This is a genomic window from Candidatus Paceibacterota bacterium, assembly GCA_026195275.1.
Lineage (GTDB): Bacteria > Patescibacteriota > Minisyncoccia > Phycocordibacterales > JABMNX01 > JABMNX01.
Genome location: JAPHQU010000003.1, coordinates 85,248 through 107,412, shown reverse-complemented (window position 1 = coordinate 107,412; position 22,165 = coordinate 85,248). Strand labels below are relative to the sequence as shown.

Here is a 22,165-nt window from a genome sequence, read left to right as displayed (position 1 = left end):
CATGAGTGAGGTGTTTGACTTACTGGCTGTCTGGGATTCGAACTCTACCCTGCTAGGGCGACGATGATGCCCAATACGGCGCAGATGATGCTGATGACCCAGTAGCGCATGGCGACCTTGTAGCCCGGCCAACCAATCGCTTCAAAGTGGTGGTGGAGCGGTGCAACCTTGAAAACCTTCTTCCCTCCCCGAAGCTTCTTTGAAGTAACCTGGATCACCACAGAGAGTACGGTAAAGACGAGAAGGAGTCCGACGATAGGAAGCGCGAAGACGCCGTTCCCCTCGCCGAGCACGTCGGTCATAAATGCGACCACGGTGAGCGCCATGGTGAGCCCCATGATGCCAGTCTCGGTCATGTAGAAACGCGCCGGTGGGATATTAAACCAAAGAAATGCCAGAATACCGCCAACGAGAGTCGCGCAGAGTGCTGCGATGTCGTACTGCTGTTGGTAGAACGCGATACCGGCATATGCCGCGAAGATGGTTGCAAACACGCCCCCAGAGAGACCGTCGATACCGTCAATGACGCCACTTGCGTAAATTGCGAGTGCGACGAGTACGAAAAATGGAATGAAGAACACACCGAGTTCAAGTGAGCCGTCGAATGGGATATTGATACTACTGATTTCAAGTTTGTCGTAGAACCACCATGCGGCGAAGAGCGCGACAGACCCCACGGTAAGGAGTCGTTGTGAGAGCGGGAGACCACCAGCAAAGTGCTTCCCGGTGCCACGCACGACGAGAACGTCGTCGACGAGTCCAACAATAGCACCGACCATGAGTGCCAAGAACGGTAGCCACGTCTGGCTTCGACTGAGGAAGTTGAAGCTCTCAAGGATTGGGTTCGGGCCGATCACGTTAAGGAACCAAATGCCGATAATTGTGATACACACACTCGCCCAGATGACGATTCCGCCCATGCGCGGAGTCCCGGTATCTTTCCCTTTATGAAGTTCATCAAAAATCGGGGTAGCCCCTCCGCCGTAGCCAACACCCTTCCCTGCTTTCTTCTTCCACGCTTTGTATTTGTAGAGATAATGCGCAATAACCGGCGTAATCGTAATTCCAATAAAGAATGCCAGCGCCGCCGGCACAATGACGCGTACAATGTCGATGATTACTATGGTTCCCATGATTACTGGATTATTTTAGTAAGTGTCGCGTTCACGAGTTGCTCCATATCGCTAAACCGCCCGTCAAAGCTCGACCCGAGGACAATCGCAACAATAGGTCGATTGATTCCCGCATCAAATGCAACCATGAGGTTACCGCCAGCAAGTTCGGTATATCCGGTCTTTGAGGCGATGATTCCCGGGATGACACCAATCGCGGCATTTGTATTTGTCGCATTGTAGATGAACCCGTCCTCTGAAGCAAACTGAAGAGTATTAAAAGAGGTTGCCTCGAGAAGATGTGGTCGCTCACTCACAACAAACGAAAGCAACGTCGCCATATCTTGCGCGGAGCCATAGCCCCCACTCACCTCGGTATTCGTATCAAGTCCGCTTTCATTAATAAAGTAGGTCTGCAATAACCCAAGTTCTTGAGCTGTTGCATTCATAAGCTCGACGAAAGCCGCATGTGAGTCTTTCTCATTGGCTTGTGTGGATCGTTCAAACGAGCCTGCCACACCGGCAATCGCGTGTGCGCCATCGTTGGAAGAGACGACGAGTGTATAGTCGAGGAGATCTTTAAAGTTCCACACCTCCCCTGCCTTAAGACCGCTATCACCGTCAACTGCGATTGATTTATCACTTAGTACGATCGCGGTATCTGCTGAGACTTTCTCAGAAGCTACGAGCGCGGTCATGACCTTGGTAAGAGACGCGAGCGGGAGCTGTGCAGACTCATTTTTCGCGAAGAGCACTTCGTCATTTGAGAAGTCATATACATATGCGGCAGAGGCTTCGATGTTGATGAGAGTAAAAGGGTCGATCGCTTCCTCTATCTGCGTATCAGACACTACAACCGCTGCCGTTGAAAAGAAGCGCGGAAGCGCTCGCTCACCAAAGGTGTACACGATGATAACGAGCACGATTCCGAGCAAGCCTACGCGAAGCAGTGTCTGTGGGTCGATAATCGTCTCCTCAGATGCGCGCTCCTGCGGTGCTTCTGGGGTATTGTCTTCCGGGATATTGTTTTGTGTCTGTAGGTCTTCCATGGTTATGCTGCTTGCTCTTCCTTTTCTTCTTTCTGCGTCTCAAATACAGTAATCTCTGCACGCACCTCCTGATACTCGGGCAACTCTTCCACGGAAGATACTCCCAGGTATGAGAGAAGCTCAAAGGTCGGCTGGTACAAGTACGCACGGGCGTCTTTCGGGTTGGTGACCTTCTCTACAAGTCCGCGGATGAGCATGCTTCGCAGGATAAAAGTGGAGTTCACACCGCGGATGTAGTCGATGTCTGCGCGGGTTACCGGACCGCGATAGAGGATGATCGAGAGTGTCTCAAGGCCAGCCTTACCGAGGTCACGCGCAAGTTCGTCTTTACGGATATCCATAAGCGACTCACTGTACGCGGGTGCGGTACGGAGCGCTATTTCCCCATCTTTCTCCATAAGGGTGATACCCCGACCGGAAAGCTGTTCTTTGAGCGTTGCGACTCCGGCGTCAATCTCGCTTTCGGTCTTGCCGAGGGTTTTTGCGAGCCAAGTCTTCTTCAAGGGTTCATTCTTAAAGAAGAGTACTGCTTCGAGTTGTGCTGAGAGACTTTCGTTCATACTTACTCATACTTAGGAATACCGACAGTGTCGGTCTCCATGGTTATATCTGAGAATTTATTCTCTTGTGTTGCATTTATTATACCCTGTTTTACCAACTCAAGCAGAGCCAAGAATCCCACAATAACCTCGACCTTCTCTTCCTTGTCGATGGATTTACCGGCCTTCGAGAAGTCAAAGAAGCTCATGCGGAGGTTCTTTGTGACCCTATCGGTGAGGTTGTCGATCATCTCTTCAAGGCTCACGACTTTCTTAACGATTGCCTCGGGAACCGCTTTTACCTTAGGAAGCGCCGCGATGACATGTGCCACAGCCTCGCCAAGTGAGGCGAGTGTTGCATCTTGAGGTGGGGAGAAGACCGGCTCAAACGATTTACTGTCCTGTGCACTGAGCAATACACGTTTCCCAAAACGCTCCGAGATATGCACGGACAGTTCCTTGGTGCGCTTGTAGAGCTTGAGGCGCTCTTCAAGTTTCTCGATGTCCTCTTCCTCTTCTTCGGTAAGGTTGAGTGTTGGGAGAAGCGACTTTGATTTGATAAGGAGGAGTGTCGAGGCAATGAGTACAAAGTGTGATGCTTGTGAGAGTGGAAAGTCTTTCTGTCTCTCAATGAACTGAATATACTCGTCGGTCACCGCTGCCAGCGATACGTCATTGATTGGGAGCTTGCGCTTTTCAATAAGGGAAAGCAAAAGGTCCAGCGGACCTTCAAACCCTTCGATTTTTATCTTAAACTCCTCGTCCATTTTTATGTAAGGTCAGCTATGAAGCGGGTCAAGAGCCGCACCGGCTCCCCCGCCGCACCAGTGGCAAGGTTGTCGCTCGGAATCGTGGTCATACGCGGGGCGATGTCGATGTGTGCCCACGAGCAATCCTTTATGAAATCTTTTGCAAACTGAAGTAGGAAAATGCCGCCATTGATGGCACCACCATACTGCGGGTTCTTAGTGCTCAAGTTTGCGATGTCAGCAACTTGGCCGCGCACCTCTTCTTCATATTCTTCCCAGAGCGGCAGTCGCCAGAGGTAGTCACCTGATTTTTCGCCGAGCTCAATAAGCCTCGAGGCAAACGCGTCATCGCGAGACATCACCACTGAGGTATGTTGTCCGAGCGCGACAAGTGATGCCCCGGTAAGTGTGGCGACATCGATTACGTGCTTTGGGTTATAACGCTTCGCGTAGGTGAGCGCGTCAGCGAGAATGAGACGCCCCTCGGCGTCAGTGTTGAGGACCTCAACCGTCTTTCCTGACATAGTGGTAAGCACGTCTCCGGGGCGCACCGCGCTTCCGGACGCCATATTCTCAACCGACGGAATAAGTCCGATGACATTCTTCTTGAGCTTGAGCTTTGCCACAAGCGCAACTGTTGCCATGACCGCTGATCCTCCGGACATATCAAAGTGCATCCCAAGAAGCGCAGATGAGGGTTTGAGGTTGATGCCACCGGTGTCATAGGTGACCCCCTTCCCAACAAGTACCACTGGACGTTCAGACTTCTTCCCCCCTTTGTATTCCATGATGATGAACTTAGGCTCTTCGACAGAACCTTTTGCAACACCAAGAATTGCTCCCATGGAAAGACGCTCCATATCGCGTCTACCAAGCACACGCACAGAAGCCCCGGTACCCTTCGCCAGTCGTTTTGCTTCTGCGGCAAGCGATGTTGGAGTCATATCTCCTCCCGGCGTGTTTGCAATCGTGCGACACTCATCTACCATCTCCCCAATCACGATACCCTCTTGGGCTCCTTCAGACACTGTCTTCGCGGAGACGCTAGCGAAGAAGAGTTCCTTAATATCTTTCCATCCATCTTTAGGTTTGGTTTTGAATTTACGGAACTCATAGGCGGCCATGACGAGGTTCTGAGTGATGGTCGAGCCGAGCTCTTTGCCGGAGAGGTCAGTGAAGCGGGTGAACTCATTGAGGTCGATAGCAACTTTCTCGCACTGGTACTGCTGTGCGGTGCGCACCACACGGCGCACCGCTTTTACGAACTTTCGTCGCTCGTCTTTCTTGATCGCACCAACCTTAATGCGCAATTCGGTCACTCCGTCTGCTTCGATGAACTTAGTCTGCCCTTTCTCAGAGAGCGTAATACGAACAACGCCCTTCGGGCGCGTCGATGCTTTCTTTGCGGTGACTGTGATCTTCATGTTGATGTGTGGTTATTCTGAAAGGAGTGTGTCGATGCGGTTTATCTCTCGCGGGAAGAGTGTCGCTTCTTTTACGTTATCGAGTCCGAGCATCTTCTCGGTGAGACGCTCAAGCCCCATCCCCCATCCGCCGTGTGGTGGTAGGCCGTACTTGAATGCCTGGAGGTAGTATGAGAAGCTCTCCGGGTTGAGCCCCTTATCTTTGATCTTCTCTACGAGCTGGTCATGGTCGTCTACGCGCTGTCCACCGGTTGAGAGCTCGACACCGCGGAAAAGCAGGTCGAAGCTCTTGGTGAATCCTTGGTCTTCTTCGTCTTCGTAGGTGTAGAACGGGCGCTTTGAGACCGGATAGTGGGTAATGAAAATAAAGTCTGAGCCGTGCTCTTTGAGCGCGTACTCTGAGAGCCATCGCTCGTGCGCGGGCTCGAGGTCCGGCTCCTTTGTGCAGTCTTCACCCGTCTCTTTGTTGATAATCTCTTGCGCCTCGCGAAGCTTCATCACCGGGATTACTTCAGGCATCTGAGGGAAGGTTGCACCAATGACTTTAAACTCCGCTTCGCACGTCTCCTCAAGGTGCTTCAAGACACGACGGACGACTTCGCTGAGCGTGGTCATTACGTCGGTGTGGTCTTTCACAAAGCCCATCTCGGCATCGAGCGACGTGTACTCGTTGAGGTGACGGGTTGTGCTGTGTTTTTCTGCGCGGAAGACGTTGCCGGTTGCAAAGACGCGCTCAAAGACGCCGACCATGATCTGCTTGTAGAGCTGTGGCGAGGTCGCGAGGTACGCGTCCTTATCATAGAAATAGTCCACCTTAAAGACGTTGCCGCCCCCTTCAGCATCGTCGCCGACAAGCTTTGGTGCTTGAAACTCAGTGAAGCCGAGCTCAGTGAGTGCTGTGCGATACGCACGGACGATCTCTGCTTGTACTTTGAATATTGCGCGGCTACGCCCGGTGCGGAGCGTGAGCGGCATATTGTCGAGGTAGGTGTCGAGGTTGAGCTCGGCATCCATATCAAACGGAAGCTCGTGTGCCGCACTCAAGACCTCAATACCGGTAATCTCAAGCTCAATATCGCCGTTCATAACCTTCTCATTGATCATCTTCTCGGGGCGTTTGTTCACCTTGCCGGAGACCGAGACCACCCACTCGGGGCGGAGTGTCTTCGCGACCTCGAGCACCTCAGGCTTACCAAAGACGACACCTTGTACCATACTTGTGCGGTCACGGAAATCAAAAAATGCCATCTTGCCCTGGTCGCGTGCGGTGTCGACCCACCCAGAGATGGTTACCTCTTCGTCGATGTGCTCTCGCAGGTCGCCGATCAATGTTCTTTCTATTCTTTCCATGTTTTTTCTAGTATCTAAAACCTAATCCCTACAACCTATTACAGTGCTACACCAATGCTCGCTCGCACTGCCGCCAGCTTCTCTTGCGCGCGAACACGTGCTCTCTCAGCACCTTTCTCAAGGATTGCCTTCACCTCACCGTCAGTAATCGCATCACGCTTCTCACGCATTGGTGCAATGTGTGCCTCGATATCTTCGATGAGTGCCTCCTTGAGTGCTTTGTAGTTGCCCGTGTTCTCCTTGTAGAGCGGCGCGAGTTCTTCTTCGCTCTTAAAGAGTCTATGGATCGCGTACACATTCTCCGGGCGATCACCCGATGAGTCAGTGACAATACTCATCACCGCTTTTGCGATCTCGTCTTTGGTAGCAAACAGTGGAATAGTGTTGCCGTAGCTCTTGCTCATCTTCTGCCCGTCAGTGCCGGGCACCACGCCGACCCCTTTGAGGATCATCTCCTTTGGTGTTGAGAAGAGCTCGCCAAAGGTGCTGTTGAACTTCCCTGCTGCTTCGCGCGCGTACTCGACGTGCTGACGCTGGTCTTCGCCCACCGGCACCACGTCGGTGTCGTAGAGCAAGATGTCTGCCGCCATGAGCATAGGGTACGTGAAGAGCCCCGCGTTTGCCTCAAGCCCCTTCGCAACTTTGTCTTTGTACGCGTGCGCTTGCATAAGGAACGGCACGGTTACCAAACAGTTAAAGACCCAACCAAGCTCGGTGTGCTCCGGCACGTCAGACTGCTTAAAGATAGTCACTTGCTCCGGGTCAACGCCGGCGGCAATGTAGTCTTTGATAACGTTAAGGATATTCGTGCGGAGCGCTTCCGGGTCTTTGATAGAGGTGAGTGCGTGGAGGTCAGCGATCATGAGTGTACTCTCGTACTCGCCGTAGAGGTCGACAAAAGGCTTCAGCGCACCAAAGTAGTTCCCGATGTGGAGTGTGCCTGAGGGTTGTAATCCCGTAAGAAGTCGCTTTTTACCCGTCATATGAGGGAAATTGTACCAGAAATCGGCGCTTCTGAACACCCTACTCCACACCCATTACACTCAATGTGGTCTGACTACGTCGAATATCGATTAGTGCCGCGTCACCAAATACAATCCCCCAAGCGGAGCAACGAGCCAGTAGAAGAAGTAGGCAGATGAGAAAAGGTTGTCGATTGACTGGTTGAAGTCGTAGAGGGTTGCAACGGGGAGGGTGTGGTATGCGAACGCAAAGAGGAGTGCGGTTGAACCGGCGGCAAGTATCCCTGCTTGAAGGAACTTTTGTGCGGCACCTCCCGGATACTCGGCGTACACACTTCGCTTGATGATAAGGTACGCAAGGAAGGTGCCGAGCGCAAAGACGGCGATGTGTGAGAGGGTCACTTGTACTTCTGAGCTCTTGAGAAGTGTTAATTCATCAAGAAACGGAAAGCTTAAAAATGAGAGAATAGCAACGTAGATCGAGAGCATAAGCGCAATGCTTCTGCTCTTGCCGCGTTTGGCGGCAAAGAAAAAGAGCGCCCCGAAGACCGCCGCGATTATCAGTACGTCTGTCGTGAGCGCTCCTGAGAGTGTGTCAAAGATTTGCATCTATATATTATATGCCCTCTTTCCGTAGAATATCAACCGCTTCTTTTGCTTTTCTGCCTAATTTCTTCGGCATATCGATATTGATCTTCACCAGAAGATCGCCGTGTGAGAATCCTGACGGTACCCCCTTCCCTTTTACGCGAATTACTTCGCCAAAACCCACCCCTTGTGGCACTTTTACCTTTACCACATCTCCGTCGAGTGCCTTCAAAGAGTATTCGCTGCCGGTGAGTGCATCAGAGAGCTTCACATTGAGCGTGGTGATGAGGTTGTTGCCTTCTTTATGGAAGTTTGGATCCGGGTGCACGTGAATCTTCACGTAGAGATCTCCGGCGTCGCCGCCGGGCACCGCTTCGCCACCACCGGAAAGGCGGATCATCTCGCCGTTGTTGATGCCAGCCGGCACGCGCACCACAATCTCCTCTTGTTTACGCACGACACGCTCACTCTTGCAGGTCTTACACTTCTCTTTTGGTACCTTTCCGGTGCCAAAACACTCCTGACAAGATCGCACGCTCGTGAACGTGCCAAATGGCGACTGTTTGTTCTCATGCACACGCCCTTTGCCATTGCAGGCTGAGCAGGTCACTGAACCAGAGTCTTTCTCGGCTCCTGATCCACCACAAGTGTCGCAACCTGATGTCTTGGTGATAAGGACTCGTCGCTCTACACCAAAGACAGCGTCTTTAAATGAGAGTTCAAGATCGATTGAGATATCACGTCCGCGTGCTCGGCGAGCACCGCCGAATCCGCCGCCAAAGATATCACCGAAGATGTCGCCAAGGTCAACACCGCCCTGGAAGCCGCCTTGCTGAAATCCGGAGAAGTCAAAACCACCAAAGCCGCCTCCTGCTGTGCCTTGTTGTCCTCCGCCGGCGCCGGAGAATACGCGGCCGTACGCATCGTACTCGGCGCGCTTTTTATCGTCAGAGAGGACGCTATACGCCTCACTTGCTTCTTTGAACTTCTTCTCGTCACCCGTCTTTTTGTCCGGGTGGTACTTGTGAGCGAGTTTGCGGAACGCTTTCTTGATCTCCTCTTTACTCGCGTTCTTTGCGACACCAAGTACCTTGTAGTAGTCGTTACTCATGTGGCTATTGTACGCATCTTTAGCTAAAAATCAACGCCAATCCCAAAAATCTTGACGTCCGACGTCAAGATTTTTAATTTATGTTAGGTTATTTGTTTTCTTCTGATGAGTCGTTGTTTGGCTCTTCGCCCGGTTTCTCTTCTCCGGTGCTTTCTCCTTTCTGCTCTGCGTCTTGTGGAGGGGTCTCAGATTGTGCTTGCTGTTGCATTGCTTCGCCGATTTTTGCGAGCGATGTGCTGAGTGCTTCAGATGCCGCTTTGAGTGCGTCGAGATCGTCTTTGTCTTTCACCTCTTTAAGCGCCGCGACCTTCTCCTCGATCTCTTTCTTTACATCTTCACCAACCTTGTCACCGTGCTCTTTAACCGAGCTCTCTGCGGTGTAAATGAGTTGCTCAGACGTGTTGCGGACATCAACAAGCTCTTTCTTTTTCTTGTCTTCGTCTGCGTGCGCCTCAGCATCCTGCTTCATCTTCTCAACTTCTTCATCTGAGAGTCCTGATTGTGCTTCTATGCGGATCGACTGCTCCTTTCCTGACGCGTTGTCTTTTGCGGTCACGTTGAGGATGCCGTTTGCGTCGATGTCAAAAGTTACCTCAACCTGTGGTGTGCCACGTGGTGCCGGTGGAATACCCTCAAGAATGAATCGCCCGAGCGATTTGTTGTCAGCTGCCATCGAACGCTCCCCCTGAACAATGTGCACCTCAACTGAGGTCTGGTTGTCGGCTGCGGTTGAGAATGTTTGCGATTTTGAGGTCGGAATGGTCGTGTTGCGTTCGATAAGCTTGGTTCCGACACCGCCGAGAGTCTCGATACCGAGCGAGAGCGGGATCACATCAAGAAGAAGTACGTCCTTTACGTCTCCTTGCATGATACCGCCCTGAATTGCTGCACCGAGCGCAACCACCTCGTCCGGGTTGATCGACTTGTTCGGCTCTTTACCGAAGAGTTCCTTTACGCGCTCGACAATCTTCGGCATACGAGTCTGCCCGCCAACGAGGATCACCTCGTCGATATCTTTGATCTCAAACGGTGACGCTTCGATCGCGCGCTTGGTGATCTCAATTGAGCGATTGATGTATTCTTTTGCGAGCTCTTCGAGTGTTGCGCGGGTAAGTTTGAGCAAGAGGTGTCTTGGACCAGTCGCATCTGAGGTGATGAACGGGATGTTGATCTCTGACTCAGTTGCGGTTGAGAGTTCGAGTTTCGCTTTCTCAGCTGCCTCATCAAGTCGCTGGAGCGCGAGCGGGTCTTTGCTGATGTCGATACCGCTTTCCTTCTTGAACTCATCAACAATCCACTTAATAATCGCCTGGTCGATGTCGCGACCGCCCATGTGGGAGTCACCATCGGTTGATTTTACCTCAATAACTTCATCACCAACCTCAAGAACCGAGACGTCGAAGGTTCCACCACCAAAGTCGAAGACTACAATCTGCTCGTCTTTCTTTTTATTAAATCCGTATGCGAGCGCGGCCGCTGTTGGTTCGTTGATGATGCGCTTCACCTCAAGTCCGGCAATCTTCCCGGCGTCTTTTGTTGCTTTGCGCTGTGAATCGTCGAAGTATGCAGGAACGGTGATAATCGCTTCAGTGATCTTCTCACCAAGCTTTGCTTCTGCGTCCTGCTTCATCTTCTGGAGGATCATTGCTGACACCTCTTCTGGGCGGTAGTCTTTGCCATTAAGCTCAACAAGCACACCATTGTCGCCACCCTTCTTGATGTTGTATGGAACCGTCTCTTTGTCTTTCTGTACTGCAGTATCTTCAAAACGGTGCCCAATGAATCGCTTAATACCGTAAATAGTGTTCTGTGGGTTCGTGACTGCCTGACGTCGTGCGAGTGTGCCCACAAGCCGTTCGTTCGTCTTAGAAACAGCAACGACTGACGGCGTGGTGCGTGTTCCTTCGGCATTCTCAACAATAGTTGGTTCTCCGCCGGTAACGTACGCCATTGCGGAGTTGGTTGTTCCTAAGTCTATACCTAAAATTTTTCCCATAGTACTATTTATTTATTTTTTCCAATAATAACCTTTGCGGGACGCAATACGCGCTCGCCCTTCCGGTACCCTTTCTGAAGGACAGCGAGTACGCGCCCGTCGTCTTTTTCTTCTGCCACTTCCTGTGTTTTGACTGCTTCGTGTATGGCGGGGTCGTTTACTTCCCCGGCATTATCAATAACTGAAATTCCCGCATCTTTCAAGACCTGAAGTGCCTGTGAGTAGATGTGCTCAACACCGACACGCCAGTTCTTGTCAACTGACTCCCAAACATCCTTGTTGGCGAACGCCATGTCAAAACTATCGAGGATTGGAAACAACTGCTCAAACACTTCCTCTTGTGCGCGTGAAGTTAATTCTGTACGCACCACTACTGCCTCTTTCTCCCGGTTTACCAGGTCTGCTCGAGCACGTTGCCACCCATCGAGGTACTCAGCGCGCTCCTTTTCGCATTCTTTGAGCTTCTTTTGCACTTTCTTGAGTTTATCAAGAACCCCAAGACCTTCTTCTTCAAGAACAACATCATCGACTGATTCAATGTCTTGTGTATCTGTATCGATTTTTTCTATCTTCTTCTTTGGCATACTGTTGCGTACATAATGGTATACACCAATGTTCTAGTATGTATGGTGTATACCAATTGCGTAAGGCTCTGTGCGGCCGCAAAAAAAGTGTGTGCGACTATCGCTTGCTCCACTGTGGAGACTTGCGCGCTTTCTTAAGTCCGAACTTCTTACGCTCCTTCATTCGTGGATCTCGCTTGAGGAACCCTGCCTGTTTGAGTCCCTTACGGAGCTCTTCATTGTACTTAGTGAGTGCGCGAGCAACGCCGTGTCGGAGGGCTTCCGCCTGTGCGTGGATGCCACCACCTACTATCTTCGCGGTTACTTTGAAATTTTCTCCTTCAGGAGCATGTGTGAGAGCCGACTCAGCAACTTTCTGGAGTTCTGTTGTAGGAAAATGTGTTGCAAGATCTTTCTCGTTTACCACAATCGATGAATCTTTTGTCTTAGAAATACGCACGCGTGCGGTTGCCGTTTTTCGGCGTCCGATAGTCTCGATATATTCTTCTTTATGTTTCATGTCTGCCATAATACTATTCTTCGATGATCAGGTTTTTCATTCGCTTGGCGCGCAACCGATTCCCCGGAAGCATACCATAAACCGCCATGCGGAGCACCTCTCCCACACCCTTCTTCTCGACAACTTCTTCAAGTGTGCGCTTGCGAAGGCCGCCCGGGTGTCCGGTGTAGTGTGTGTAGACTTTCTTTGACGCCTTCTCCGGTGAAATCGCAAGCTTGTCAGCGTTCGCAATCTTAACCGTCACGTCTGCAACGACATTCTTCTGGAACGAGGTTGTATCCTTGCCCATGAGAAGGTGTGCCGCTTCGCTTGCTACACGTCCGAGATTCTTTCCTTGTGCGTCGATAGTGTGTTCCATAAGCCTATACAAATTCAATTACTGCCATTTTACGCGCATCATGCGTTGACTGCGTATGAAGTTTGGTGATGCGAGTGTACCCGCCTGCTCGCTCCGCGTACTTCGGTGCAATCTCTTCCTTCAACTTCTTTGCGACGCGATCGTCGCACCCTAAACGAGCAATCGTCAATCGATATGAAGCGAGAGCCCCCTTCTTGTTGAGAGTTATCAATTTCTCAACAAAACGCTGAACCTCCTTAGCTTTCGCTTCGGTTGTTTCGATCTTCCCATGAAGAATAAGCGCACGAGCAAGTGAGCGGATGAGTGCTACTCGTACCTTTCGAACGCGTCCAAATTTTCTTCCGTGTGCTGTATGCTTCATGGTGTGTTACTTAAGGGTGACGCCAAAGTTGCTAAGCGCCCGCTTGATCTCCTGGAGACCTTTTTGTCCGATACCCTCGATTGAGAGGATATCTTCTTCTCGCTTTCGCGCAAGCCCACCGACTGTGCGGATATTTGCACCATCAAGTGCGTTTGCGGTTCGTGCTGAGAGGTCGAGGTCGTCAACGCGAGTCTTGAGGAACTCAGAATCAACCTCTTTCTTTTCTTCTTTTGACTCTTCTTCCATTGCTTCCTCTTCAGGGAGAGCAAGTTCCTCTTCTTTGAACCCAACAATCGAGCGTAGCTGGTTAATCATGATCTCGATCGCCTTCTCGAGACCCTCTTTTGCGGTGATGGTTCCGTCAGTCTCAATAAAAATACGGAGTCGGTTAAAGTCGGTTCGGTCTCCCACGCGCATGTTTTCTACCTCGTAGTTCACGCGGCGAATCGGTGTGAAGATCGCATCAAGTGAGATTTCTCCAACCTCGACACGCTCCTTCTTGAGTGCTTCTTTTGCGACATAACCGAGTCCACGCTCTACGGTCATCTCAATTGAGAAGTCAACGCCTTTTCCGGTAACTTCAGCAATCGGCTGCTCTGGGTTGAGGATCTCAACTTGCCCCGGCGCCTCGATGTCTGCCGCGGTGATTGATTTTGGACCCTTCACTTTGACGGTCATCTGTTGTGGCTCATCTGAGAGCATTTGAATGCGCACACGCTTAAGGTTGAGCAAGATGGTGATCACATCCTCCTGAACTCCTTCAATGGTTGAAAACTCGTGATCAACCCCCTCAATCTTCACTGAAGTGATAGCTGCTCCCGGAAGCGATGAAAGGATGATACGGCGAAGTGAGTTGCCGAGCGTGTGCCCGTATCCCGGATAAAGACCATCAATCTCATAGACACCCCCGAACTCCTTTTCGGATACGATGCGTGGTTTAGATGGAAGTGCGACGTTGTACTCTGACATAATATATGTAGTTAAGATGAATAAAACTATCGGCTATAAAACTCCAGAACCAGTCCCATATCAATAGATGCATCCGCTCCAGAAAATTCAGGAAGTGCGACAACTGTGCCTTCAAGCTTCTTTTCGTCAAAAGAAAGCCACTTTGGCGCAGTGTAGTTCTTTAACCGCTCTTCGAGGTCGGTAAAGAGACCCTTCTCTTTACTGTTTACACGAACAGTAACCACGTCCCCGACACTCACCGTGTATGACGGTACGGTCATCCGTTTCCCGTTTACAGTGATGTGTCCGTGAGAGACAATCTGTCGCGCAAAACGACGTGTTGGGACCAAACCGAGTCGATAGACAACGTTATCAAGACGCGATTCAAGCGCTTGGTAGATCTTGTTTGCCGGTTCGTGGGCGCCTTGAGTCCCCGTCTTCACATATCGAGAGAGCTGTTTTTCAGTAACCCCGTATGTAAAGCGCACCTTCTGCTTCTCAAGAAGCTGCTTCCCGTAATCAGAAATCTGCTTGGGTCGTTTTCCACGACGCTTCGCGCGACGCGACTCAGACAACGCAAATTTCTGTGTCTGACATTTCTCAAAAACACTTGCGCCGAGTCGTTTTGCTATTTTGTATTTTGGTCCGATCTTCATAATGCTATACCCTACGTGGTTTCTTAGGTCGCGGTCCGTTATGTGGCAACGGAGTCACGTCTTTAATGCTGGTTATATCGATCCCTTTTGCTGAGAACGCACGGAGCGATGACTCGCGCCCGGATCCAGCTCCTTTAACAACAACGTTAACCTCTTTAAGGCCGATCATCTGTGCCTTTTCTCCAAGAAGTTCACCCACCTTTGCCGCGGCAAAAGGTGTGCCTTTTTTGGCGCCCTTGAACCCAAGTCCGCCACTTGAAGACGACATGACCGCGTTGCCGTTCTTGTCGGTGAGAAGAAGCTTGGTGTTATTAAAGGTTGCCTGCACGTGAAGGATCCCCGAATCAAGCTTCTTCTTCGGAATACGAGAAAGAGATCGCGACTTGAGTCCCGCGCTCGCTTCCCCACCTGCCTTTTTGATAATGCGTTTCTTTCCCATACGATTATTTCTTTTCTACAGTACGACGACCGGATCCCATAGTCTTTCGTTTGTTACCGCGCACTGTTCGTGAGTTTGTCTTGGTCCGCTGTCCGCGAGCCGGAAGACTCTTTGCGTGCCGGCTTCCTCGATACGAATTGATATCTTTAAGACGCTTAATGTTTCCTGAGATGCTTCGACGAAGTTCTCCTTCAATAAGGAATGATTCAATCTTCTCGCGAATTGCACTCTCTTCCTCGGGTTTGAGGTCACCCGGCTTCTTGCCGAAATCGACTTTAAGCTCGTCCAAGATCTCAAGTGCACGCGGACGACCAACGCCGTATACGGCAGTGAGTCCGATCTCAAGTCGCTTATTGTCTGGGATGGTGATTCCGGCGATTCGCATAGTGTATATATAAATTACCCCTGTCGCTGTTTGTGGCGAGGGTTAGAACAAATGACATAGAGCCGTCCCTTTCTGCGAACGGTTTGGCATTTTGCACAGATCTTTTTTACTGAAACCTTTACTTTCATTGTTTTTTTGAAGACAACAAAAAATTGCGCTTTCCATTTCCATGGTGTGGATCTCAAAACCACTACTCAATCGATTCCACTCTATAGCGCAGTATGGATCACTCAAGCGCACTGTATCCTTACAGTCGCTTAATGATCCGTCCCTTCCCCCCGTACGGTTCAAGCTCAACAGCGACCGTGTCGCCGACAAGCACCTTGATCCGGTGTATACGCATCTTCCCCGAGAGGTAGGTGAGAATCTGCTCACCGCTCTCATTAAGCGTTACCCGGAAAAGTGTGTTTGGCAGGGCCTCGTCCACTACTCCGGTGACCGCTTCAGGTTTTGTCTTATTCTCTGACATGTGCGTACCGAGGTGGACACATACTACCAGAGACCGGCACAACACGTCAAGTGGTCTCTGTGGATGTGGTCCCTACTCTTCAACCACCTTAACGATCTTGATATCTTTAACTGTCTCGGGGAAGGTCTGCCGCCAAAATGGACGGAGGACGATCTGAGCCTCATCGATGCTTGAGTAGCCGGTCAGCACGGTCTCTAGCGCCCCTTTCGACTTTCCTGCAAGGTCTTCCTTGAGCTGGTCGGTATCGAAAGTCCATACAAGGTGCGCTTCTCCATTAAGAGTGAAACGAAAAGCGTCTCCAACCCACGGCTCAGTGTCACTCTCAGCCAGTACGAAGGAGAGCTTCTCTGGACTGACGATCTCCACCGGTTCACCGTCAAAACCGGCAACGGTATTCTCCGCAATAAGCTGAGCAAAATCATCCGTATCAAACAAAATACCGTAAAGTGTCGCTTTCTGTCTGATTACCGCTTTTGTACCACGTTCCCCGTCAGAAAGAGACGAGAAGACGATAAAGAGTGCGTCCGGGTAGAGCTCAAATCCTTCGGGCTTTTGTGTGGTCGCCTCACTCTTAAGTTGTGCAGTCAATTCCTCCTGGATCATCGCACGCGCTTGCGTTTCGTCACTTTGACTGACTGTCTTCTTATTACCAACAAAGCCGCCGGTCATTTCTGTCTTTGACCGAGCATAGAAGCTCTCAAAACGAGGCGAGCCTTCAAAACCGGGGATGGTGAAATCGGTAAGCCCAATATTATAATCGTCTCCCGCCTCATCGGCATAAACAGTCACCTCAATACTTCCGGGGACCATGACGCCTTCCTCGATACGCTGCCCCGGCACAACCACCGATTCGTTGATCCGGTATATCAGACCATCAGGGGTCTCAAAGCGGGTGTTCTTAATGAGCCGCTGACTAGATTCGTTGTAGTTGTTGTAGACAACAATGTTGCCGGATGCTTTCTCTTCAACATATGCTTCACCGCTTGGCTCGACCTCTCTGCTTCCTTCGCGCTCAATAGTCATGATTTCATACCCGATCCCGCCAAGGGTTGGAACTTTTGCGGCTTCAAACTCCGCGTCTATCAAGACCGAACGCTGTTTCGGAGTGACAACAACTTTTGCTCCTGAGAATGCAAATGAGAATGCAAAGAGGAGCACGAGAATCGAGATAATCGCAATTATCCAAAGACCCCAACGATATGTGCCACGCCTCCCTCGTGGAGCTTGGTGTCGTTGCGTTGTTTCTTCTACTTCTCGCTTCTCACGAGGCGCACGCCGGCGCACGCCTTTGTCTACGCTCACCTTACGGATTGAGCGACGCTCCGGTGGGACAATATCTCCAAAGCCATTTTCCATATACTCCTAGTCTACCTTAATCTTACCTCTATTACCAAATACATCTTGTGCATAGACTACTGATGCGCCCCATATTCTCTACTGTAGAACAGCGCGTCGGTCATAAGGAAGACGTCTTTTTGAACACTTCTCTCAAAAGAACATTTCTCTTCGAGGGATTTCTCTGAGATTAATATTGCCTCGAAGTGCTTCTTTGTTACGGTGAATTGAGCGAGTTCTGGAGATTCGAGGACGGTCTTAAACCAAGACCCAAATACCGGATCTGAGATAACGAAGACCTTCGACGGAAGTGGCACCGCTTCAAAAGAGAGTCTTTTACAAGCCTCTGTAATATGTTTAAGCCATCTTTCCTCCTCTGCACCAATCAACTCTTGAAGCTCTTGGTCGTCTCCTCCTGCAAAAAAGAGTTTAACGCGTGATAGAGATTCTTCAGGGATCGCCCCTGTCGCCTTTGTAATATTCTGAATCAGCGTATTCCGTCCATAAGGGATGTTGGCGGTATCTAATAGAATCGAATTGTGCACGACTGAGATGTTGCTCGTCCCTCCGGTCACATCAATAAGCAAGAAATCATTGTGTGGACTTAGGATGTCTCGTACAACCGAAAACGATGCAAGAGTAAATGAGCGAAACGCAAGCGGAATGGATGGACTAAACACTTCGTAGAGAGCCTTTCGAAGCAGTTTCTCCGTGGCCTGGAATGTTGAACTTTCAAGAAAAGCAACCGAAATGCATCGTGCGGTCTTCCCGATTGGTGACTGGGTTGAGTACCCGTTAAGCGACGATTCGATAATCATCTCTTCAATGGTCACCATCTCCTCCGCCCCTTCTCTTTCGTCTTTCTCTTTCTTTTCCTGTATTTGTGCGAGCAGATTATCCATAACCGCGTCAGTCACCAAGAAGCTCTCTTTCTGCTCAACAGATGCGGTGATCGTCTGGGTCTGATGCCAAGGTGAGCCAAGAACACAAACAATCTCGCGTGGAATTATATATTTCTTCCCTCCCGGTTCTACGAGCCCGTTTTTTTGAATATTTTTTGCCACCTCCACAAGAGCGTCCGCAAGCTGCCCCGGGAAACTCTCCTTGTGAAGTGTACTGCTGAGGGGGATCATCCGGCGGACACTGTAGGTTACACACGGTGCGTTATGTGATAGTTGTGCCACCGCACCACCCACACTGGAACTCCCGATATCAAATATAACAACCGTGCGGTGACCCGCCTTTCTTCTAAACAAACGTGCAAGTGTACTGAGAGACTTCATTGTCTTTTATTATAGTGTGCGAAGAGAGCCAGAGCAACGAAAAAACACCGAATAGAACCTCCCTTTCAACCTTCCAGTACGCAGAATTAATCCTCTTCCAAAACAGCTTTGATGCGTCGTACGCCAGCTGATGATGAACTCTCTTTGACGATCTTAAACACTCCTCTAATCGTGGCGGTATTCTCCACATGGGGGCCACCACAAAGCTCGCGTGAATAGACAATGCCGTTGTCGTCTCTAATCGTGTAGACTTTTACCTCGTCCGGATACTTCTCCCAGAAGCTCCCTTCAACAGTCGGGTCACTCTCTGCGTCTTCTTTCTTCATGGTCTCGGTTTCAACGTGTGCGCCCGCTTTGATTGCGCTGTTTACAAACCCTTCAATGCGATCGAGTGTCTCTCGGTCGACTTTCTCCGGGTGCGTGAAGTCAAAACGCAGTCGCTCACTGGTGATGTTTGAGCCAGCTTGATGCACATTATCACCAAGTTCTTTGCGGAGCCCCGCAAGCAAGAGGTGTGTGGCGGTATGGTACTCAACCGTTTTTTGGCTCTGGTCAGCGAGGCCGCCTTTGAATTTCTGCTCGGAACCGGCTCGAGAAAGTTCTTGATGTCTTTCCATCTCTTCATCGAACGCTGCCTTCTCAACCGAGATTCCCTTCTCAACCGCAAGCTCTTCAGTAAGCTCCAGCGGGAAACCATACGTGGTAAAGAGCACAAATGCATCATGTCCGGAGATGTCGCTGCTGCTCAACTTCTCAAATTCTTTCATCCCTTTTTCAAGGGTGAGATTAAACCTCGTTTCTTCTTCGGTTATCGTCTTATCAATGATGTCAGCCTTCTCTTTGAGTGCCGGATAGAAATCTTTGTACACCTCTGCAACAATATGAGCGACGGTTCCGAGCGGAAAGGATTCTGCTAAGTTAAGTGAGCGCACCTTCATTACCGAGCGTCGTATAAGCCGCCGAACAAAGTACCCTTGTTCAGTGTTTGAAGGGAATACTCCGTCGTCAATCATAAATACTGCGGCGCGCATATGGTCTGCTATAACCCGAAAATCTTCCCGGTATTGTTCTTCTGAATATGACTTACCGGAAACCTTTTCAATCTCAGAGATGATACCTCTCAGTGAATCAATTTTAAACATATCCGCGTCATCATTTGCTGCCGCGGCAATACGCTCAAGCCCCCCACCGAAGTCGACGTTCTTCTGCGCAAGCGGTTCAAATGAACCATCTTCTTTCTTGAGGTACTCCATAAACACCGAGTTGCCGATCTCCATAAAGCGCCCGCAGTCACAGTTCGGGTGACAGTGCTCACCAAATCTGGAGTCATGCTCGATGTCAGTGAATTCATAAAAGACCTCCGAGTCTGGGCCACCCGGTTCACCCGCGGGCATATTCTCTGGCTTCCCTGCTCTACTCCACCAGTTTTTAGAAGAATCGTAGTAGAAAATGCGCTCGCCTTCCTTCATGCCGCGCTTACCACCATCTTCTTCCGAACCAATCTCGGCATCTCTTGCGTTAATTCCCTTTCCTTTGAAGAGCTCCTTCCAGATATCTGCCGATTCAGTATCCTTCGGAATACCAAGCACCTCATCTCCGAGGAATGCGGTTACATAGAGCTTTTGTGGGTTAAGCCCAACGACGTCGGTGAGAAAACCAAACACCCACGGGAGTTGCTCCTTTTTGAAATAGTCACCAAAAGACCAGTTGCCGAGCATCTCAAAGAAAGTGGTATGGCGATTGTCGCCCACTTCCTCGATATCCTCAGCACGAAAACATTTCTGTGAGTTAACGACTCGTGTGCCCTTTGAGTGTTCCTCTCCGAGAAAATATGGCAACAAGGGCTGCATCCCTGAGCCGGTAAAGAGGGTGGTGGGGTCATTCTCCGGACGCAGTGAAGAAGACGGGATAACCGCGTGCCCGCGCTCGTTAAAGAAGTCTAGGTATTTTTGTCGTATCTCAGATGAATTCATAGAATAGCAGCTCCAAAATGTATCCTACGAGCATAAAAATAATACCGAGAAGAGCAAGGTTGCGCTCCCGCCGCATCTCGGTAAGTACCGCTTTGTCTATCTTGTGTTCTTTCACAATCTTCCAGTGCACACTCATAACCGTAAAACCGAGAATGACTTTACCGATAATTCCTATAGTGAGTCCCCAAAAAAGTAGATTCATATTGCTTTCGAGTATATCACACTACATTTCAGCGTTAAACTGACCCGAGGTGTGTAAGCAGATGGTGGTGTGATACTATGTGATGGTTATGAGACTACATACGAGAAAACTAGATAACGGTCTGACGCTACAAGTGGTAGAAATGCCCGGAACAAATGTCGTCACTGCTCTTATTCTCGCTGGCGCCGGATCACGATATGAAGACCTCTCGAATGCCGGGATCGCTCATTTTCTTGAGCATATGTTTTTCAAAGGCGGTGAAAAGTATAAAACCCCAAAGGAAGTGAGCGAAGCGATTGACGAGGTTGGTGGCGAATTCAACGCGTTTACCGCAAAGGAAGTCGCTGGGTATTATGTTAAGGCGAGTAAGGAGCATCAAAAAACCGCGCTCTCAGTCTTAAGTGACATGCTTCTTAATGCGCGGTTTCCAGAAGAAGAAATAGAGAAAGAACGCGGGGTTATCCTTGAAGAGATGGCGATGTATCTCGATATGCCAATCTACCAAGTCGCTTGGGACTTTGAGCGAGTTCTCTTTGGTGATCAGCCGCTTGGCCGTGACGAGATTGGCACCCGGGAGGTGATCACGTCAGTGAAGCGGGAGGACTTTCTTTCATTTCGTAATGGACTCTATGTCCCTGAAAATATCGTAATCACACTCGCTGGGGCAGTTACACAAAAAGATCTCGACGAATTAGAGAGATATTTCCATTTCAATGACACAACACAAACAAAACACGAGCCCCCTTTTGACCATGAACTCGCAACAGAAAAATACGCCATCCGAGAAAAACAAACCGAGCAGTATCATATAAACTTTGGCGTCCGTGCGGTCCCCAGAGGCGATGAGCGGTTCCCGACCCTTAAGGTGCTCGCCACAATCCTTGGTGGCAATATGTCATCGCGTATGTTCCAGACAATCCGTGAAGAGAAAGGTCTTTGCTACTCAATACACACCCAGGCCGAGGGGTTCACCGACACCGGACTTCTTACCACGCGCGCCGGTGTGCGTCTTGACCAAGTGCTTCCTGCTGCTCGTGCCATTCGTGAAGAGTATAATCGTATTGCCAAAGACGGCATAAGTACCGCTGAGCTGAAGAAAGCCCGGTCATACATAAACGGGAAACTTGACCTCAAAACAGAAGATACCGAGGAAGTTGCGCTCCATTTTGCACAAAAGAGACTTCTCGACAAAGAAGACGGTTCGTTTGAGCAATTAAAAGAGAGCGTGGCGGCGGTTACCACTGAAGATGTTCATATGCTTGCGAAGGAACTCCTCAAGCCGGAGCATTACCACTTTGCCGGAATCGGTCCAAGGATTGACGAAGAAAAGCTCCGCGAAATACTCTCGTAACCACCCTCCTATCGGAGTGTTATCAATATTGCGCCACCTGTCATAAGGAGTGCGCCAATGACCGCCTTCCAGCCGAATCCTTCACCGAGGAAAAGTGCAGCAAGGATCACCACGAAGACAATGCTCATACGGTCGATTGCTACGACGCCGCTTGCCGTCCCTGTCTTAAGTGCGAGAAAGTAAAAGAGCCACGAAAGCGCACCCGCAATACCTGCGAGGAATATTAAGAGCCATTCTTTTCCACCAAAGCTTGTGAGTGAGAATCCGTCGAATTTTTTTAAAAAGAAACTCACAATGATAAGGAACCCCGCCATGATGATCGCGCGCACGGTTGTTGCGAGCGTCGAATCAATGTCCTTAAGCCCCATCTTTGCAAAGATTGCGACAAGTGCCGCGGTAATAGCCGAGATAAATGCGTAAATAGCCCACATAGTAGATTTCA

General features: G+C 50.2%; 26 protein-coding genes. 1 reads left to right on the top strand and 25 read right to left on the bottom strand.

The window, feature by feature from the left end; genetic code table 11:
- Positions 1-44: 44 nt before the first annotated feature.
- The 24 genes from OQJ98_02165 to OQJ98_02050 all read right to left on the bottom strand — a co-directional run bounded on the left by OQJ98_02165 (position 45) and on the right by OQJ98_02050 (position 20,372).
- Complete coding sequence (locus tag OQJ98_02165; GenBank protein ID MCW9054763.1) at positions 45-1,133, bottom strand: hypothetical protein; 1,089 nt, start codon at positions 1,131-1,133, stop codon at positions 45-47.
- 2 nt (positions 1,134-1,135) lie between these two features.
- Positions 1,136-2,161, bottom strand: a complete 1,026-nt coding sequence (locus OQJ98_02160; GenBank protein ID MCW9054762.1) for a serine hydrolase — start codon at positions 2,159-2,161, stop codon at positions 1,136-1,138.
- Positions 2,162-2,163: 2 nt separating this feature from the next.
- Positions 2,164-2,721 (bottom strand): SMC-Scp complex subunit ScpB, encoded by a 558-nt coding sequence (locus OQJ98_02155; GenBank protein ID MCW9054761.1) that lies wholly within the window; start codon positions 2,719-2,721, stop codon positions 2,164-2,166.
- A gap of 2 nt (positions 2,722-2,723) precedes the next feature.
- Positions 2,724-3,467, bottom strand: coding sequence for a segregation/condensation protein A (locus OQJ98_02150; GenBank protein ID MCW9054760.1), 744 nt, complete (start codon positions 3,465-3,467; stop codon positions 2,724-2,726).
- A gap of 2 nt (positions 3,468-3,469) precedes the next feature.
- Positions 3,470-4,873, bottom strand: coding sequence for a leucyl aminopeptidase (locus tag OQJ98_02145; GenBank protein ID MCW9054759.1), 1,404 nt, complete (start codon positions 4,871-4,873; stop codon positions 3,470-3,472).
- A gap of 12 nt (positions 4,874-4,885) precedes the next feature.
- Positions 4,886-6,223, bottom strand: a complete 1,338-nt coding sequence (aspS, locus tag OQJ98_02140) for an aspartate--tRNA(Asn) ligase (GenBank protein ID MCW9054758.1) — start codon at positions 6,221-6,223, stop codon at positions 4,886-4,888.
- A 38-nt stretch (positions 6,224-6,261) separates the two neighbouring features.
- Entirely contained in the window at positions 6,262-7,206 is a 945-nt protein-coding gene (gene trpS, locus OQJ98_02135; GenBank protein ID MCW9054757.1) for a tryptophan--tRNA ligase, read from the bottom strand.
- A 90-nt stretch (positions 7,207-7,296) separates the two neighbouring features.
- Positions 7,297-7,794, bottom strand: a complete 498-nt coding sequence (locus OQJ98_02130) for a hypothetical protein (GenBank protein ID MCW9054756.1) — start codon at positions 7,792-7,794, stop codon at positions 7,297-7,299.
- A 7-nt stretch (positions 7,795-7,801) separates the two neighbouring features.
- Positions 7,802-8,884: a DnaJ domain-containing protein gene (locus OQJ98_02125; protein MCW9054755.1), complete on the bottom strand. Its 1,083-nt coding sequence runs from the start codon at positions 8,882-8,884 to the stop codon at positions 7,802-7,804.
- An 88-nt stretch (positions 8,885-8,972) separates the two neighbouring features.
- On the bottom strand, positions 8,973-10,880 hold the full coding sequence (dnaK, locus tag OQJ98_02120) for a molecular chaperone DnaK (GenBank protein MCW9054754.1): 1,908 nt from the start codon (positions 10,878-10,880) through the stop codon (positions 8,973-8,975).
- An 8-nt stretch (positions 10,881-10,888) separates the two neighbouring features.
- Positions 10,889-11,464 carry a nucleotide exchange factor GrpE gene (locus OQJ98_02115; GenBank protein MCW9054753.1) on the bottom strand — a complete coding sequence of 192 codons (576 nt, stop codon included), beginning with the start codon at positions 11,462-11,464 and terminating at the stop codon, positions 10,889-10,891.
- 97 nt (positions 11,465-11,561) lie between these two features.
- Positions 11,562-11,963, bottom strand: a complete 402-nt coding sequence (gene rpsI / locus OQJ98_02110; protein ID MCW9054752.1) for a 30S ribosomal protein S9 — start codon at positions 11,961-11,963, stop codon at positions 11,562-11,564.
- A gap of 13 nt (positions 11,964-11,976) precedes the next feature.
- A complete protein-coding gene (gene rplM / locus OQJ98_02105) occupies positions 11,977-12,321 on the bottom strand; it encodes a 50S ribosomal protein L13 (GenBank protein MCW9054751.1) in 345 nt (114 codons plus the stop codon).
- A gap of 4 nt (positions 12,322-12,325) precedes the next feature.
- Complete coding sequence (gene rplQ, locus OQJ98_02100) at positions 12,326-12,682, bottom strand: 50S ribosomal protein L17 (GenBank protein ID MCW9054750.1); 357 nt, start codon at positions 12,680-12,682, stop codon at positions 12,326-12,328.
- Between the two features lie 6 nt (positions 12,683-12,688).
- Complete coding sequence (locus tag OQJ98_02095) at positions 12,689-13,651, bottom strand: DNA-directed RNA polymerase subunit alpha (protein ID MCW9054749.1); 963 nt, start codon at positions 13,649-13,651, stop codon at positions 12,689-12,691.
- A 26-nt stretch (positions 13,652-13,677) separates the two neighbouring features.
- On the bottom strand, positions 13,678-14,286 hold the full coding sequence (gene rpsD / locus OQJ98_02090) for a 30S ribosomal protein S4 (GenBank protein MCW9054748.1): 609 nt from the start codon (positions 14,284-14,286) through the stop codon (positions 13,678-13,680).
- 4 nt (positions 14,287-14,290) lie between these two features.
- Positions 14,291-14,725, bottom strand: a complete 435-nt coding sequence (gene rpsK / locus OQJ98_02085; protein ID MCW9054747.1) for a 30S ribosomal protein S11 — start codon at positions 14,723-14,725, stop codon at positions 14,291-14,293.
- A 4-nt stretch (positions 14,726-14,729) separates the two neighbouring features.
- Positions 14,730-15,110, bottom strand: a complete 381-nt coding sequence (gene rpsM / locus OQJ98_02080) for a 30S ribosomal protein S13 (GenBank protein ID MCW9054746.1) — start codon at positions 15,108-15,110, stop codon at positions 14,730-14,732.
- Positions 15,111-15,124: 14 nt separating this feature from the next.
- Positions 15,125-15,238, bottom strand: a complete 114-nt coding sequence (gene rpmJ / locus OQJ98_02075; protein ID MCW9054745.1) for a 50S ribosomal protein L36 — start codon at positions 15,236-15,238, stop codon at positions 15,125-15,127.
- A gap of 119 nt (positions 15,239-15,357) precedes the next feature.
- Complete coding sequence (gene infA, locus OQJ98_02070; protein ID MCW9054744.1) at positions 15,358-15,579, bottom strand: translation initiation factor IF-1; 222 nt, start codon at positions 15,577-15,579, stop codon at positions 15,358-15,360.
- A 72-nt stretch (positions 15,580-15,651) separates the two neighbouring features.
- Positions 15,652-16,935, bottom strand: a complete 1,284-nt coding sequence (locus tag OQJ98_02065; protein ID MCW9054743.1) for a hypothetical protein — start codon at positions 16,933-16,935, stop codon at positions 15,652-15,654.
- A 56-nt stretch (positions 16,936-16,991) separates the two neighbouring features.
- Complete coding sequence (locus tag OQJ98_02060) at positions 16,992-18,047, bottom strand: hypothetical protein (GenBank protein ID MCW9054742.1); 1,056 nt, start codon at positions 18,045-18,047, stop codon at positions 16,992-16,994.
- A 236-nt stretch (positions 18,048-18,283) separates the two neighbouring features.
- A complete protein-coding gene (locus OQJ98_02055; protein MCW9054741.1) occupies positions 18,284-20,170 on the bottom strand; it encodes an alanine--tRNA ligase in 1,887 nt (628 codons plus the stop codon).
- On the bottom strand, positions 20,157-20,372 hold the full coding sequence (locus OQJ98_02050) for a hypothetical protein (protein MCW9054740.1): 216 nt from the start codon (positions 20,370-20,372) through the stop codon (positions 20,157-20,159). The genes OQJ98_02055 and OQJ98_02050 overlap by 14 nt, the downstream gene beginning before the upstream one ends.
- Positions 20,373-20,460: 88 nt before the next feature.
- On the opposite strand from OQJ98_02050, the gene OQJ98_02045 reads away from it, so the two are divergent.
- Positions 20,461-21,723, top strand: coding sequence for an insulinase family protein (locus tag OQJ98_02045; GenBank protein ID MCW9054739.1), 1,263 nt, complete (start codon positions 20,461-20,463; stop codon positions 21,721-21,723).
- Between the two features lie 8 nt (positions 21,724-21,731).
- Here OQJ98_02045 and OQJ98_02040 read toward each other — a convergent pair whose 3' ends face one another.
- The gene (locus OQJ98_02040; protein MCW9054738.1) at positions 21,732-22,154 is read right to left on the bottom strand and encodes an EamA family transporter; all 423 of its coding nucleotides are present in this window, start codon (positions 22,152-22,154) and stop codon (positions 21,732-21,734) included.
- Between the last annotated feature and the right edge of the window lie 11 nt (positions 22,155-22,165).